Annotated in this window: 11 protein-coding genes and 1 pseudogene; 8 read left to right on the top strand and 4 right to left on the bottom strand. The window is 67.9% G+C overall.

The window, feature by feature from the left end; genetic code table 11:
- Nucleotides 1-32: 32 nt before the first annotated feature.
- Nucleotides 33-1,345, bottom strand: a pseudogene (locus F7Q96_RS16175) (MFS transporter).
- A gap of 360 nt (nt 1,346-1,705) precedes the next feature.
- On the opposite strand from F7Q96_RS16175, the gene F7Q96_RS16170 reads away from it, so the two are divergent.
- Entirely contained in the window at nt 1,706-5,764 is a 4,059-nt protein-coding gene (locus F7Q96_RS16170) for a DUF748 domain-containing protein (RefSeq protein ID WP_151022969.1), read from the top strand.
- On the opposite strand, the gene F7Q96_RS16165 is transcribed toward F7Q96_RS16170, so the two are convergent.
- Nucleotides 5,748-7,028 carry a cytochrome P450 gene (locus tag F7Q96_RS16165; RefSeq protein ID WP_053823406.1) on the bottom strand — a complete coding sequence of 427 codons (1,281 nt, stop codon included), beginning with the start codon at nt 7,026-7,028 and terminating at the stop codon, nt 5,748-5,750. The two genes, F7Q96_RS16170 and F7Q96_RS16165, sit on opposite strands and share 17 nt — an antisense overlap.
- 177 nt (nt 7,029-7,205) lie before the next feature.
- Here F7Q96_RS16165 and F7Q96_RS16160 point away from each other — a divergent pair, with 177 nt between their 5' ends.
- A complete protein-coding gene (locus F7Q96_RS16160; RefSeq protein ID WP_023264193.1) occupies nt 7,206-7,391 on the top strand; it encodes a rubredoxin in 186 nt (61 codons plus the stop codon).
- Between the two features lie 68 nt (nt 7,392-7,459).
- Here the strand turns inward: F7Q96_RS16160 and F7Q96_RS16155 are convergent, their stop codons facing one another.
- Both F7Q96_RS16155 and F7Q96_RS16150 read right to left on the bottom strand, forming a co-directional pair.
- Nucleotides 7,460-7,660, bottom strand: a complete 201-nt coding sequence (locus F7Q96_RS16155) for a hypothetical protein (protein WP_053823407.1) — start codon at nt 7,658-7,660, stop codon at nt 7,460-7,462.
- 91 nt (nt 7,661-7,751) lie between these two features.
- Complete coding sequence (locus tag F7Q96_RS16150) at nt 7,752-7,934, bottom strand: hypothetical protein (RefSeq protein WP_006578697.1); 183 nt, start codon at nt 7,932-7,934, stop codon at nt 7,752-7,754.
- A gap of 193 nt (nt 7,935-8,127) precedes the next feature.
- Between F7Q96_RS16150 and F7Q96_RS16145 the strand changes: the two genes are divergently transcribed.
- The 6 genes from F7Q96_RS16145 (at nt 8,128) to F7Q96_RS16120 (ending at nt 13,718) form a co-directional block, all read left to right on the top strand.
- Nucleotides 8,128-8,631, top strand: a complete 504-nt coding sequence (locus tag F7Q96_RS16145) for a hypothetical protein (protein ID WP_053823408.1) — start codon at nt 8,128-8,130, stop codon at nt 8,629-8,631.
- Nucleotides 8,632-8,860: 229 nt separating this feature from the next.
- Nucleotides 8,861-10,033: a c-type cytochrome gene (locus F7Q96_RS16140; protein ID WP_151022966.1), complete on the top strand. Its 1,173-nt coding sequence runs from the start codon at nt 8,861-8,863 to the stop codon at nt 10,031-10,033.
- Nucleotides 10,034-10,132: 99 nt separating this feature from the next.
- On the top strand, nt 10,133-11,890 hold the full coding sequence (gene ctaD / locus F7Q96_RS16135) for a cytochrome c oxidase subunit I (protein WP_053823409.1): 1,758 nt from the start codon (nt 10,133-10,135) through the stop codon (nt 11,888-11,890).
- On the top strand, nt 11,887-12,540 hold the full coding sequence (locus tag F7Q96_RS16130) for a cytochrome c oxidase subunit 3 (RefSeq protein WP_053823410.1): 654 nt from the start codon (nt 11,887-11,889) through the stop codon (nt 12,538-12,540). The genes ctaD and F7Q96_RS16130 overlap by 4 nt, the downstream gene beginning before the upstream one ends.
- Nucleotides 12,541-12,603: 63 nt before the next feature.
- A complete protein-coding gene (locus F7Q96_RS16125; RefSeq protein WP_212762772.1) occupies nt 12,604-13,329 on the top strand; it encodes a heme-copper oxidase subunit III family protein in 726 nt (241 codons plus the stop codon).
- Between the two features lie 8 nt (nt 13,330-13,337).
- Nucleotides 13,338-13,718 (top strand): cytochrome C oxidase subunit IV family protein, encoded by a 381-nt coding sequence (locus F7Q96_RS16120; protein ID WP_144425919.1) that lies wholly within the window; start codon nt 13,338-13,340, stop codon nt 13,716-13,718.
- Nucleotides 13,719-13,758: the final 40 nt, after the last annotated feature.

Here is a 13,758-nt window from a genome sequence, read left to right as displayed (position 1 = left end):
TCCGCCCCGCGCTGGCCGGCCGCCCGCTCCGCTTACAGCCTGGCGGACTTGCGTGCGAACAGCGCCGTCACCATGCCCAGCGCGCACAGCGCGACGACATAGTGCGCGGGGGCCAGCGGATCGTTCTTCAGCATCAGCGTCACCGCCATCGGCGTCAGCCCGCCGAAGATCGCGTACGACAGGTTGTACGAGAACGACAGCCCGGAGAAGCGGACATGCGCGGGGAAGGCGTTGACCAGCACGAACGGCACCGCGCCGATCGTGCCCACCGCGAAGCCTGCGATCGCATAGAGCGGCAGCAGCAGGTCGGGGCGCTGATGGATCACCGTGTAGAACAGATAGCTGCTGACCGCCAGGAACAGGCCGCCGAAGAACAGCGTGCGGCGGGCGCCGATGCGGTCGGCCAGCGCGCCGGCCACCACGCAGCCGATCGACAGGCACAGCGTGGCCACGCTGTTGGCGACCAGCGCCGTGCGCGCGTCGAAGCCGTAGAGCTTCTGCAGGAAAGTCGGCGTCATCAGGATCACGACGACGATGCCGGCCGACAGCATCCACGTCAGCAGCATCGACACCGCCACCGCGCCGCGATGGTCGCGCACCACGGCCTTCAGCGGCATTTCCGCGGCCAGCGCCTTCTTGCGCTGCAGCTCGGCAAATACCGGGGTTTCATGCAGCCAGCGGCGCAGATACATCGACGCGATGCCGAACACGCCGCCGAGCAGGAACGGCACGCGCCAGCCCCAGTCGGTCAGCTGCTCCGGCGTGAAGATCGTGTTGATGCCGGTCGCCACCAGAGAGCCGAGCAGGATGCCGGCGGTCAGCCCCGCCGTCAGCGTGCCGCAGGCATAGCCGACGTGACGGGTCGGCACGTGTTCGGACACGAAGACCCAGGCGCCCGGGACTTCGCCGCCGACCGCCGCGCCCTGCAGCACGCGCAGCAGCAGCAGCGCGACGGGCGCCAGCAGGCCGATCGCATGATAGGCGGCAGCAGGCCCATCAGCAGCGTCGGCACCGACATCAGCAGGATCGACAGCGTGAACATCTTCTTGCGCCCGAGCAGGTCGCCGAAGTGGGCCATGATGATGCCGCCCAGCGGACGTGCCAGATAGCCGGCCGCGAAGATGCCGAAGGTCTGCAGCTGCCGCAGCCAGTCCGGGATCGACGGCGGGAAGAACAGCTGGCCGATCACGGTGGCGAAGAAGACGAAGATGATGAAGTCGTAGAACTCGAGGGCGCCGCCCAGGGCGGCGAGGGACAGGGTCTTGTAATCCTGGCCGGTCAGCGGGCGCGCGGCGCGTTCGAGCGACGCGCCGCCGGCGCCAACAGTACTGCTGGTGGTGGACATTGGGGAAACTCGCATGGAAGAGATCGCATGCGAAGCGCGCTAACACGGGTAAGTGTGAGGGTACGGCCGGCGGGTACAGCGCGGGAGAGAGGCAGGGCCAGAGGACGGGTGCGCCTTTGGCATGCGACGGAACGCTTCGCAAAGGCGAAACGATACCAGATCGGACGCGCTGCCGCCGGCGCGCCGGTCGCAATAATCCCCCGCACACTGTCATGAAGCATTACCATAATGCCCAAAAAAGTGGGATCCAGAGCACAACTGGAGCCAAGGACGTGTATCGGGAGGGCGCGAGGCCGCGATGACGGCGAGGCGGAACCGCCCGGCGCGTGCGGTTGTGGGGGTCAAATTCTTCGGGACGACATGGCATTCAAGATTTCGATGCAGGCCGCCACGGCGACGCCGCGCCGGCGTACCGGCCTGCGCGTGGCGGGCGGCATTGCGGCGGCAGTGGCGATTTTCGGTCTGGCCGGCTACTTCGGCGGACCGCCGCTGATCCGCTCGCTGGCGGCGAGCCAGGCCAGCGAGGCGCTGGGACGCAAGGTGACGATCGGCACGGCCCAGGTGCGGCCGTTCTCGCTGGCCGCGACGGTCGGCGATGTCACGATCTTCGAGCCGGACGGCACCACGCCGATGCTGACGCTGGGGTCGGCCGACATCGACGCGTCGATCGCGTCGCTGTGGCGCCTCGCTCCGGTGGTCGACGCGGTCCATATCGACCGGCTCGCCGTCCATGTCGTCCGTGAAGCGGACGGCCGGCTCAGTTTCGACGATATCCGCGACCGGCTGGAAGCCAGGCCCAAGGGTCCGGACGATGGCGAACCGGCCCGCTTCTCGATCAACAACATCGCGCTGACGGAAAGTTCGCTGCGCTTCGACGACAAGATGCTCGGCGAAACGCAGCGCGTCGATCATCTGACCGTCACGCTGCCCTTCCTGTCGAACCTGCCGCACGACGTCAATATCGTCACGCAGCCCACCATCAGCGCCCATATCAACGGCTCGCCGCTGGCCGTCAGCGGCACCATGCTGCCGTTCGCCGATGCGCGCGAAGCGAAGCTGAACCTCGATCTGAATGGCCTCGATCTGGTCCGCTTCATGCCGTTCGCGCCGCGGCTGACCGACGCCGAGGTCAAGGCCGGCAAGCTCGATACGCGGCTGGTCGTGGGCTTTCGCCAGCAGCAGGACCAGCAGCAGATCGAGGTCTCCGGCACCGCCTCGCTGCGCGAGGCCGATGTGCGCAAGCGCGACGGCACGCCGCTGCTGCAGGCCGGCAACCTGACGGTCGATATCGCGCGGCTGGCGCCGGCCGACAATCTGATCCATCTGCGCGGCGTGACGCTGGACGGGTTGGACGTGCGCGCGCTGCGGCGCGCCGATGGCACGCTGGACCTCGCTACGGCTTTCCTGCCGCGGGCAACGGCGACGGCCCCTGCAGTGGCGAAACCCGCTGCGCCCGCCGCAGCCGCATCGGCATCGGCATCGGCATCGGCATCGGCATCGGCATCGGCATCGGCATCGGCCCCGGCCCCGGCAACCGCATCGGCTTCCGCCTCCGCCCCGCTGGCTTCCGCCTCCGCACCGGCCGCTTCGGCACCCGCCGCTGCGCAGACGGCACAGACGGCGCGGCCCGCCGCCGACGCCAAGCCCTGGCGCTACACGATCGATCGCGTCGCGCTGAAGCAGGCCCGCGTCGCACTGCGCGACGAGGCGGCGTTCTCCGGCCCCGGCACGCTGGCGCTCGGCCCGATCGACGTGCAGATCGATGGGCTGTCCGGCGACAGCGACAAGCCGGCCAGGCTCGACGCCACGCTCGCGGTCGCCGACGGCCAGACCATCGCGCACCAGGGCACATTGTCGCTGCGGGACGCCACGCTGGCCGGCACGCTGCGCGCCAACGGACTGCGGCCGCAGACCTTCGCCGCCTGGTTCCCGGGCGAGCTGCGCATCGAACTGGGCCAGTCCGCGCTCGATGCCGAACTGAACTACCGGATGTCGTGGGCCGCGCCGGCCTTCGCGCTGTCGCTGGACAATTCGCGCGTCGCGATGAGCAACGTCCATGTGGCCCTGCGCGATCCGGTCGCGGCCGCGCGCGTTGCCGCTGCGCCGGCGGACCAGGCCGCCGCCAGGCGTGGCGAGCAACGCGCCCGCCAGCGCGGCGATCTGGTCGGCGACAAGCTGCCGCTGGTCAGCGCCGACAAGCTGACGCTGGACGGCCTGCGCTTCGATCTGGCCGCGCAGTCGCTGCAGATCGCACAGATCGGCCTGAGCCACCCGCAATTTGCCGCGGTGCGCGATCATCGCGGCGAACTGGTCGAGGCCTCGCGCATCTGGGTGGCGCAGTCGCGGGCCGCGAGCGGGAAGGCCGCCCGGGCCTCGACCGCGGCGGCGCGGACGAACGCCGCCGCTGCGCCCGCCAAACCGTGGCAGGTCGAAGTCGGCAGCATCGCCATCGACGGCGGCAAGCTGCGCCTGACCGACTACCAGCCGGCCGCTGCCAACGGCAATCGCCCCGTGGTCCACCAATTGCGCGGGATCGACGTCAAGACCGGCGCCGTCCGCTGGCCCCTGGCCGCCGCGCCGATCGCACTGAAGGCCAAGGCCGAATCGGGCCGCCGCGGCGTGCTGTCGCTGGACGGTACCGTGCAGCCCACGCTGCCGGCACTGCAGATGCGCGTCGATGCGAAGCAACTGGATCTGGCGCCATTCCAGCCTTATCTCGCCGATCGCTTCAACGCCGCGCTGCGCGCGGGCAATGCCACCGTCAACGGCAAGCTCGCGGTCGCCGTGCCCAGCGGCAAGCCGGTGGCCGCGACCTTCGCCGGCGCCGCGCAGCTGAGCAATGTGCGTACGGTCGACCGCCTCAATGGCGAGGACTTCATCCGCTGGCGCTCGCTGGGGCTCAGCGGCATCGACTTCCATATGGACGACAGCAAGGGGCCGTTGCGGCTGGCGCTGGGCCAGATCGCGCTGAACGACTTCTATGCGCGCGTGATCCTGAACGCCAACGGCCGGCTGAATCTGCAGGACGTGGTGTCCGGCGGCGCGCAGCAGGGCCAGCCGGCGCCGACTACCAGCCTGACGCAGGCCAGCACCGCGCCGGCACCGGCCAGCGCGCCCCAGGCCCAGTCCGCCTCGGCCACGGTCGCTGCCAGCGCCTCCGCGCCGGCGGCGCCTTCGACCAAGGGCACCGCGGCCGGTCCGCAGATCCGCATCGGCGGTGTGAAGATCGACAAGGGCAACATCAACTTCTCGGACTTCTTCGTCAAGCCGAACTACACCGCCAACCTGACCGGCATGCACGGCTCGATCTCGAAGGTGTCGACCGGCGATCCGGCACCGGCGGATCTGGTGCTCGAGGGCCGGCTCGACGACGATGCCCCGGTGACGATCAGCGGCAAGCTGAACCCGCTCGGCGAGCAGCTCTACCTCGATATCGCCGCGAAGGCGGCCGGCGTCGAGCTGACTCGCCTGACCCCGTATGCGACCAAGTACGCCGGCTATCCGATCACCAAGGGCAAGATGACGGTCGACGTCGCCTACAAGATCGAGAACGGCCAGCTGAACGCCAGCAACCATCTGTTCCTGGACCAGCTGACGTTCGGCGACAAGGTCGACAGCCCGACCGCGACCAAGCTGCCGGTGCTGCTGGCGGTCTCGCTGCTGAAGGACCGCAATGGCGTGATCGACGTCAACCTGCCGGTGTCGGGCTCGCTGTCGGACCCCGAGTTCAGCATCGGCGGCGTCATCGTGCGCGTGATCATCAATCTGCTGACCAAGGCCATCACCTCGCCGTTTTCGCTGATCGCCTCGGCCTTCGGCGGCGGCGACGAACTGGGCTATGTCGAGTTTGCCCCCGGTTCGGCGAATCTGACCGATGCCGGGCGCAAGAAGGTCGAGACGCTGGGCAAGGCGCTGAACGATCGGCCCGGCCTGCGGCTGGAGATCACCGGCCGCATCGATCCGGCCACCGATGCCGCCGGTGCGCGCCGAGCCTGGCTCGACGAGCAGGTGGCCGAGCAGAAGGTGCGCGACTTGCGGCAGTCGGCGCGCGAGCAGCGCGCGGCCGACGACGAGGACGGCGAGCAGGGTGCCAAGGTGACCGTCAGCCCGCAGGAGTACCCGAAGTACCTGGAAGCGGTCTACCGGCGCTCGTCGATCAAGAAGCCGCGCAACCTGATCGGCATGGCCAAGTCGCTGCCGACCGCGGAAATGGAAGCGCTGCTGCTGCAGAACGCGCCGGTCACCGACTCGGGCCTGCGGCAGCTGGCCGAGCGGCGCGCGCTGACCGTCAAGCAGGCGCTCGAGCGCGAGGGCAAGGTACCCGAGGCGCGTCTGTTCCTGACCGCACCCAAGCTCGATACCGACGGCATCAAGGACAAGGGCTCGCCGAACCGCGTGGACTTCACGATCCGGCAGTAGCGGCGCCGGCGCGCCGGTGCACCAGCCGCACGTCGCGAATCACCATGCGATCGCGCGGCAGCGCCGGCAGCCTGCCGAAGTCCAGCGTCAGGTCCTGCTCCGGCACCGTATAACGCAGCCCGCGCAGCAGGAACAGGACCGCCTGCTTCATCAGCGCGACGGTGACGCCCTCGCCCGGGCAGCGATGATGGTCGGCGGCCTGCGCACCGCCCTGCGGGATGAAGTCGAACGGCGTCGGCGCGCGGGCCAGGAAGCGCTCGGGCGCGAACGCCTCCGGGTCGTCCCAGCTGCGCGGATCGTGGTTGGTGCCATACAGGTCCAGCATCACTCGCCGGCCGCGCACAAAGCGATAGCCTTTCCATTCGAAATCGTCCCGCACCCGCGCCACCACCGCCGGAAAGAACGGATACCAGCGCCGCACTTCCTGCACGAAGGCGTCGAGATAAGCGGGATCGCCTTGCTGCAGGCGCTCGCGGCATGCCGGATGCAGGTGAAGCGCGTGCGCGACGAACACGATGAAGACGGAGACCGCCACGGTCGGCCGCAGCAGATTCGCCAGTTCCACGGCGGCGATGCGCGGCGGCAGCAGCTGGCCATCCGCATCGTGGTGCCACGCCACCGTATGCATCGGCGTGTGCTCGAGAATCTCGAACTGCCCGGCCCGTGCCTGATCGATCAGCCGCGACAGCCACGCCTCGACGCGATCGCGTGCGCGCCGCGAGCGGAAATGGCCCAGTCCAGGCGCAGCCGCCTGGTCGAACATCGCAGTCAGTTGCCGGCAACGGGGCTCGACCTCGTGTTCGCGCAACGGCACGCCAGCCCAGCTGCAGACGGCGCGGGTCAGCAGCGGGTGCAGCGCGTCGTACAGCGCCACCGGCTGGCCATCGGACCAAGACCGCGCGGACAGCAGCCATTGCTGCGCGACCGCGTCGGACAACGTCGCAATGCGCTCGGGCGCGGTCGCATGCATGAACAGCGCCTTGCGCATCCGGTGCGCGTCGCCGTCGAGCGTCTGCACGCCGCCCTTGCCGAACAGCGTCGCGCGCACCGGCTCGGGCGCGGCACCGCCGCGCTGGAACCGCTGCGGATCGTAGAACAGCGCGGCCGCCTCGGGCCCGGTCATGCACAGCGTGCGGCGCAGCAGCACGCGCGTTTCGAAGACGTCGGATTGCAGCGCGCGGCAGCGTTTGGCGATGAAGCGATAGGGGTCGGCCAGCATGGCCAGGCTATGGTCCCCGGGTGCGTCGCGTGGAATGGCGGGCATCGGCGGTGCTCGGATCGGAAGCGGGATCGCCGATCCGCTGCAACCTGCATGCCAGCCCGACGCCCCTGCACGCCGGGGGGCGCAGCCGCATTCGTCCGGACCGCGCGCGGGCTGCTCATCGTGGCGCCGCAGCAAAAACGCGTATGATTCGCTCCGGATTGAATAAAGGAGTGAGTTTTGCAGCAGGAAGCCGTCGCCTACAAGACCTGGGTGTGCCTGATTTGCGGTTGGGTCTATGACGAGGAGCAGGGCTGGCCGGACGACGGCATCGCGCCCGGCACGCGTTGGGAAGAGATTCCCGAAGATTGGCGCTGCCCGGAATGCGATGTGGCGAAGGCCGATTTCGCGATGATCGAGATCTGACGCACGGCGTCGGCACGCGACGCGAGCGTTCCCTTCGCGTTTGGAATGATGCGTCGCAGGAAGCCTTGCTAGCCGTGGTGCAGGCGGTTTTGCTGGACCCCGTGCGAGCCGGCGTGCGGCCGGTTGCGCGGCGTCGGCATGGCGCGCCGCCGCATCCGCCGGCAATGGCGCCAGCGCATCCGCGTGGGCCGCATGCTGCGCCACAGCGCGCGTCCGACCGTCAGCGCCAGCGCGGCAGCGAGCAGGGTGGCGATCCAGAACAGGGACATGTCAGCCTCCCCGCCGGTCGCGATGCAAATCGCACCGGCAAGTGCCGAGTCGGTCGAGGACCGGCTCGGAGCCCGTGGCCAGCTGATCCGTTCAGATCAGCAGCGGGATCGCCTCGAGCACGGCCAGGCCCAGCAGCGCGCCGGCGATTGCGCCGAGCGTGCGGCAACTGATCTGCAGTGGCCGCGCTGCAACGGGCACCATGCCCATCACGATAATCCCAACCAGCGCCATCGGAATCAGGAACACGAGGTCGTGCATGTCCAGGGTCGGCATGGCGGTCTCCTTTCCTCTCTCTCTGTGGGGAATGCTGTTATGCCTGCAGTATAGGCAGCGGGGCGCACTATCCAAGGTCTTTGCCGCTCGGGGTTGACCCGAGGCATGCAGGCCTTCGCGCCGATCGCGGCCGCGTGTCCTATGCTGTGCAAATGAACGAGACCCGGTCTCGTCACAGCGTACGGAGGTGGCAATGGAACTTCACATGCATTCGCACCACTATGTGCGCCGCGTGCCCGACTGGAGCGCGGCCGCGGTGTCCGGCCTGGCTGCCGGCGCGTTGCTGCTGGTGCTCGAGCTGTTCTGGTCGACCATGATCGCGGACACCAACCCGTGGCCCACCACGCGGATGATCGCCGCCATCGTCATGGGTCCCGACGTGCTGCAGAGCGGCATGTTCAGCCTGGCGACGGTCACGGCCGCACTGGTGATCCACTTCGTGCTGGGCGCCGTGCTCGGCATGATCCTGGCGGCGATCATGGCGCCGTTCCAGCTCGATTCCAGCCTCGGCATGGCGCTGCTGGTCGGCGCGGTGTTCGGCCTGGTGATCTACCTGATCAACTTCCATGGCATGACGCGCTTTTTCCCGTGGTTTGCGGATGCGCGGGGCTGGCACACCCTGTTTGGCAACATCGTGTTCGGCATGTGTGTGGCAGCGGCGTACTGGAAGCTGGAAAGCAAGGACGTCACGCACTGAGGCGCGACGGCGCATGCGCGGCGGTCGGGGTTTGCCTCCGGCCGCCGCTTTTTTTTGGGCGTGCCGGTGCCGGTGCGTCGTCGCTGGATCGAAATGCGCGTGGCTTGTGCGATGCGGCACGGCCTGCGCGTCGCCCCGCCTTGAATCGGGCTGATCGGATGCACTAGTCTTATCCTACCTGCGTGACTTGGGCAGCCCTCGTGCCGGCGGCACAGAAGGAGGGGTCGATATGGCGCTCGCCATCGCACTCGTGGTCATGGTTGTCGCTTCGGTGCTCTTCCACTTCCTGAGCCCGTGGTGGGCGACGCCGCTCGCGTCCAACTGGAAGCAGATGGACGACACGCTGACCATCACGATCGTCATCACCGGCGCCTTCTTCATCGGCATCATCCTGTTCGTCGGCTACATGGTCTGGCGTTATCGCCATCGCGACGGCAGCCGCGCGGCCTACCAGCCGGTCAATCACAAGCTCGAACTCTGGCTGATCGGCGGCACCACGCTGGGCATCATGGCGCTGCTGGCGCCGGGCCTGTTCGTCTATGCGGACTATGTGCGTCCGCCGCGCGACGCGATGCTGGTCGAGGTGGTCGGACAGCAGTGGTCGTGGGGCTTCCGCTTCCCGGGCGCGGGCGGGCAATTCGGCACCACCGATCCCCGCTTCGTCGGCCCCGGCAATCCGCTCGGACTGAATCCCGACGATCCGAACGGACAGGACGACATCATCGTCGCCGGCCCGGAACTTCATCTGCCGCTGGGGCGGCCCATCAAGATCCTGGCGCGCTCGAAGGACGTGCTGCACGACTTCTACGTGCCGGAGTTCCGCGCCCGCATGAACATGGTGCCCGGCATGGTGACCTCGTTCTGGTTCACGCCGACGCGGGCCGGTACCTTCGACGTGCTGTGCGCGCAGCTGTGCGGGGTCGGCCATCACAACATGCGCGGCAAGGTGGTGGTCGACGAGCCGGCCGCCTTTACCGCCTGGCTGCAGAAGCAGCAGACCTTCGTCGCGATGCGCGCGGGGCAGCCCGCCGCCGCCGCCACGGTGCCGGCGCAGCCGATCGGCACACGCGGACCCGGCCCCGCCGCCGCCGATCTCGCCGAACAGGGCCGGACGCTGGCGCAGAGCAAGGGCTGCGTCGCCTGCCACAGCATCGATGGCTCGCCGAGCGTCGGGCCGACCTGGAAAGGCCTGTACGGGCATACGACGACCTTCACCGACGGCAGCAGCGCCAAGGTCGACGACGACTATCTGCGTACCGAAATCCGTGAGCCGCAGCAGCGTGTGGTCAAGGGCTTCGCGCCGATCATGCCGAAGATGCCGCTCACCGAGGACGAGGTCAACGCGCTGATCGCCTATATCCGGTCCACCGCGGGCGCGCCGCGCGAGGCGGCGGGCAAATAGGCACGGCGCAACCGCAGCGCAGCAGTACAGAGGGCAGCGCCGTGTCCGGAGCCGGATGCGGCCCGCCACGACAGGTCACCGACCGCAGGAGAGATCACCATGGCCTACGCCGACGATGCCGTCCACCACGGGCCCACCAGCTTCTGGACGCGTTATGTCTGGAGCCAGGACCACAAGGTGATTGCGGTGCAGTACACGATCGTCGCCATCGTGGTGGGGCTGGTCGGCGTCGTGCTGTCGAACCTGATGCGGATGCAGCTGGGCTTTCCCGGGCGCTTCGATTTCATCGACGCGAACGCGTACTACCAGTACGTGACCATGCACGGCATGATCATGGTGATCTATCTGCTGACCGCGCTGTTTCTCGGCGGCTTTGGCAACTACCTGATCCCGCTGATGGTCGGGGCGCGCGACATGGTATTCCCGTTCCTCAACATGTTGAGCTTCTGGGTCTATCTGCTGTCGGTGATCGTGCTGCTCGCCAGCTTTTTCGTGCCAGGGGGGCCGACCGGCGCCGGCTGGACGCTGTATCCGCCCCAGGCGATCCTGCCCGGCACGCCCGGCTACGACTGGGGCATCATCCTGATGCTGGTGTCGCTGCTGATCTTCATCGTCGCCGCGACCATGGGCGGCCTGAACTACGTGACCACGGTGCTGCAGGCGCGCACCGAAGGCATGACGCTGATGCGGATGCCGCTGGCCGTCTGGGGCATCTTCATGGCCACGATCCTGGCGCTGCTGGCGTTTCCCGCGTTGTTCGTCTCCGGCGTGATGATGCTGCTCGACAAGACCATCGGCACCAGTTTCTTCATGCCGTCGATGGTGTCGATGGGACAGCAGCTCGACTACAAGGGCGGCAGCCCGCTGCTGTTCCAGCACCTGTTCTGGTTCTTCGGCCATCCCGAGGTCTATATCGTCGCGCTGCCGGCCTTTGGCATCGTGTCGGACCTGATCAGCGTGCACGCGCGCAAGAGCATCTTCGGCTATCGGACCATGGTGTGGGCGATCCTGGCGATCGGCGTGCTGTCGGTGGTGGTGTGGGCCCACCATATGTTCGTCAGCGGCATGAACCCGTACTTCGGTTTCTTCTTCGCGACCACGACGCTGATCATCGCGATTCCGACCGCGATCAAGGTCTACAACTGGGTGCTGACGCTGTGGCGCGGCGACATCCACTTCTCGGTGCCGATGCTGTTCGCAATCGGTTTCATCAGCACCTTCCTGATCGGCGGACTGACCGGCCTGTTTCTCGGCAACGTCAGCGTCGATATCCCGCTGTCGAATACCTATTTCGTGGTCGCGCACTTCCACATGGTGATGGGCGTATCGCCGATCCTCGTCGTGTTCGGCGGCATCTATCACTGGTACCCGAAGGTCACCGGTCGAATGCTGAACGACACGCTGGGCCGCGTGCATTTCTGGGTCACCTTCGTCGGCACCTACGCGATCTTCTTCCCGATGCATTACCTCGGCATCCTGGGCATGCCGCGCCGCTATTACGCCTTCGAGAACTACGCGTTCATCCCCGAGTCGGCACACGTGCTGAACGCTTATATCTCGGTGGCGGCCTTCGTCGTGGCCGCGGCGCAGTTGCTGTTCGTCTGGAACCTGATCCGGAGCGCGCGCCGCGGCGAGCCGGCCGGCGCCAATCCGTGGCGGGCCGCCTCGCTCGAATGGCAGACGCCGCAGACGCCGCCGGAGCACGGCAACTGGGGCCCGCATCTGCCGGTGGTGTATCGCTGGGCCTACGCCTATAGCGTGCCCGGCGCGCGCGAGGACTTCATCGCGCAGAATGCGCCGCCGGAGGCCGGCGGCGCCGAACCGGAACCGCACGCCAGCCAGGGAGCCGTCGCATGAATACCGGAGCACTGTACCGAGTCACGCGCGGCGACGATGGCCCCGCCCCTCGCGGCGGCGATGCGATGCGTCAGCACGCGTCCGGCTCGACGCCCGCCAGCGTCGCGCTGTGGGTCTTCATGGGCGTGGTCACCTCGCTGTTCTCGCTGTTCGTCGTCGCCTTCGGCCTGCGCATGGACTCGGCCGACTGGCATCGGATCGCGCTGCCGTGGCAAGTGTGGCTGTCGACGGCGCTGCTGGTCGTCGGCAGCGTGGCGATGTGGCAGGCAGCCCGTGCGGCACGGACCGGCGAGCACACGAACGCGCGGCGGGCGCTGATGCTGGGCGGGATCGGCGCGCTGGGCTTTGTCGCCAGTCAGTTGTGGGCGTGGCAGGCGCTGGGCGCCGCCGAGATCCTGCCGGCCAACAATCCGGCCGGCAGCTTCTTCTACATGCTGACCGGGATGCACGGCCTGCATATGGTCGGCGGCCTGGTGGCGTGGATCGCCGCGTGGCAGGGGGTTCGCGCCGGCGCGCGGGCCGGGGCCGCGCTGCGCGTGCGGCTGCTGGCCCGTTACTGGCACTTCATGCTGGCGGTATGGCTGGTGCTGCTGGCCGCGCTCGGCTGGCTGACCCCGGAAATCGTGCGCTACATCTGCGGTACCGCCTGATCGCGCAGCAAGTACGCGCAGCAAGTACGCGTAACAGGCGGCCAGGCAAGCGAAGGAGGCGATATGGCGACCCAACTGCATCCCGGCGATCGCGTCACCGATTCCGTGGCACACACCGCCTCGCATACCGCGGCCTCGGCGCACGGCGGCTGGCGCGGCATGCTGGCCGACTGGGGTTCGGACCGGCACGCCTTCCAGGTGTCGTGGGGCAAGGCCATGATGTGGATCTTCCTGTTGTCCGACACCTTCGTCTTCAGCTGCTTCCTGATCAGCTACATGACGGTGCGGATGACGACCACGGTGCCGTGGCCCAATCCCAGCGAGGTGTTCGCGCTGACGATCGGCGGCGAATCGATTCCGCTGATCCTGATCGCGATCATGACGTTCGTGCTGATCACCAGCAGCGGCACCATGGCGATGGCCGTCAACTTCGCCTATCGGCGCGACCGGGCCCGCTGCGCGATGCTGATGCTGGCCACCGCCGCGCTCGGCGCCACCTTCGTCGGCATGCAGGCATTCGAATGGACCAAGCTGATCGAGGAGGGCGTGCGTCCGTGGGGCAATCCGATGGGCGCGGCGCAGTTCGGTTCGTCGTTCTTCATGATCACCGGCTTCCACGGCCTGCACGTGTCGTGCGGCGTCATCTATCTGCTGGTTGTCGCCATGCGCGTGCTGCGCGGCCGCTACGAGCGCACCGGCAACTATCAGATCGTCGAAATCGCCGGCCTGTACTGGCACTTCGTCGACCTGGTCTGGGTGTTCATCTTCGCTTTCTTCTACCTGTGGTGAGGTCCGCCATGTCCGAGCCCATGCTGCACGATTCCCCGATGCCGTCGCACGGCGCCGCGCCCGCGGCCGACCAGGGGCACGGCGCCACCGGCCAGGCCCATCCGATCGGTCTCTACCTGAAGATCTGGGGGTTGCTGTTCGTGCTGTCGGCCATGTCGTATGCGGTCGACTACTTCCACGTGCAGGGCGCACTGCGCTGGACGCTGATCCTGATCTTCATGGTCGCCAAGGCCGGCCTGATCGTCGCCGTGTTCATGCACATGGCGTGGGAGCGCCTGGCGCTGGTCTACGCGATCCTGCTGCCGCCGCTGTGCCTGCTGGTGCTGGTCTGGCTGATGGCGGTCGAGGCGGACTATACGTTCGTGATGCGGGGCGAGTTCTTCCGATAAAGGCAGGCTGCTTGTCCGAAATCTTGTACTCGTTTTTCGG

The sequence above is a fragment of the Cupriavidus gilardii genome (genome assembly GCF_008801915.1).
Classification (GTDB): domain Bacteria; phylum Pseudomonadota; class Gammaproteobacteria; order Burkholderiales; family Burkholderiaceae; genus Cupriavidus; species Cupriavidus gilardii.
Note: the sequence above shows the minus strand (reverse complement) of the source record. Positions and strands in the feature narration are given on the sequence as shown.

Excerpts from the sequence above, each read along its gene's own strand:
- F7Q96_RS16155 (WP_053823407.1), bottom strand. The coding sequence starts at position 7,660 with ATGTCCCTGTTCTGGATCGCCACCCTGCTCGCTGCCGCGCTGGCGCTG.
- F7Q96_RS16165 (WP_053823406.1), bottom strand. The coding sequence starts at position 7,028 with ATGCCCGCCATTCCACGCGACGCACCCGGGGACCATAGCCTGGCCATG.
- F7Q96_RS16125 (WP_212762772.1), top strand. The coding sequence starts at position 12,604 with ATGGCGACCCAACTGCATCCCGGCGATCGCGTCACCGATTCCGTGGCA.
- F7Q96_RS16145 (WP_053823408.1), top strand. The coding sequence starts at position 8,128 with ATGGAACTTCACATGCATTCGCACCACTATGTGCGCCGCGTGCCCGAC.
- ctaD (WP_053823409.1), top strand. The coding sequence starts at position 10,133 with ATGGCCTACGCCGACGATGCCGTCCACCACGGGCCCACCAGCTTCTGG.
- F7Q96_RS16120 (WP_144425919.1), top strand. The coding sequence starts at position 13,338 with ATGTCCGAGCCCATGCTGCACGATTCCCCGATGCCGTCGCACGGCGCC.
- F7Q96_RS16130 (WP_053823410.1), top strand. The coding sequence starts at position 11,887 with ATGAATACCGGAGCACTGTACCGAGTCACGCGCGGCGACGATGGCCCC.
- F7Q96_RS16170 (WP_151022969.1), top strand. The coding sequence starts at position 1,706 with ATGGCATTCAAGATTTCGATGCAGGCCGCCACGGCGACGCCGCGCCGG.
- F7Q96_RS16140 (WP_151022966.1), top strand. The coding sequence starts at position 8,861 with ATGGCGCTCGCCATCGCACTCGTGGTCATGGTTGTCGCTTCGGTGCTC.
- F7Q96_RS16150 (WP_006578697.1), bottom strand. The coding sequence starts at position 7,934 with ATGCCGACCCTGGACATGCACGACCTCGTGTTCCTGATTCCGATGGCG.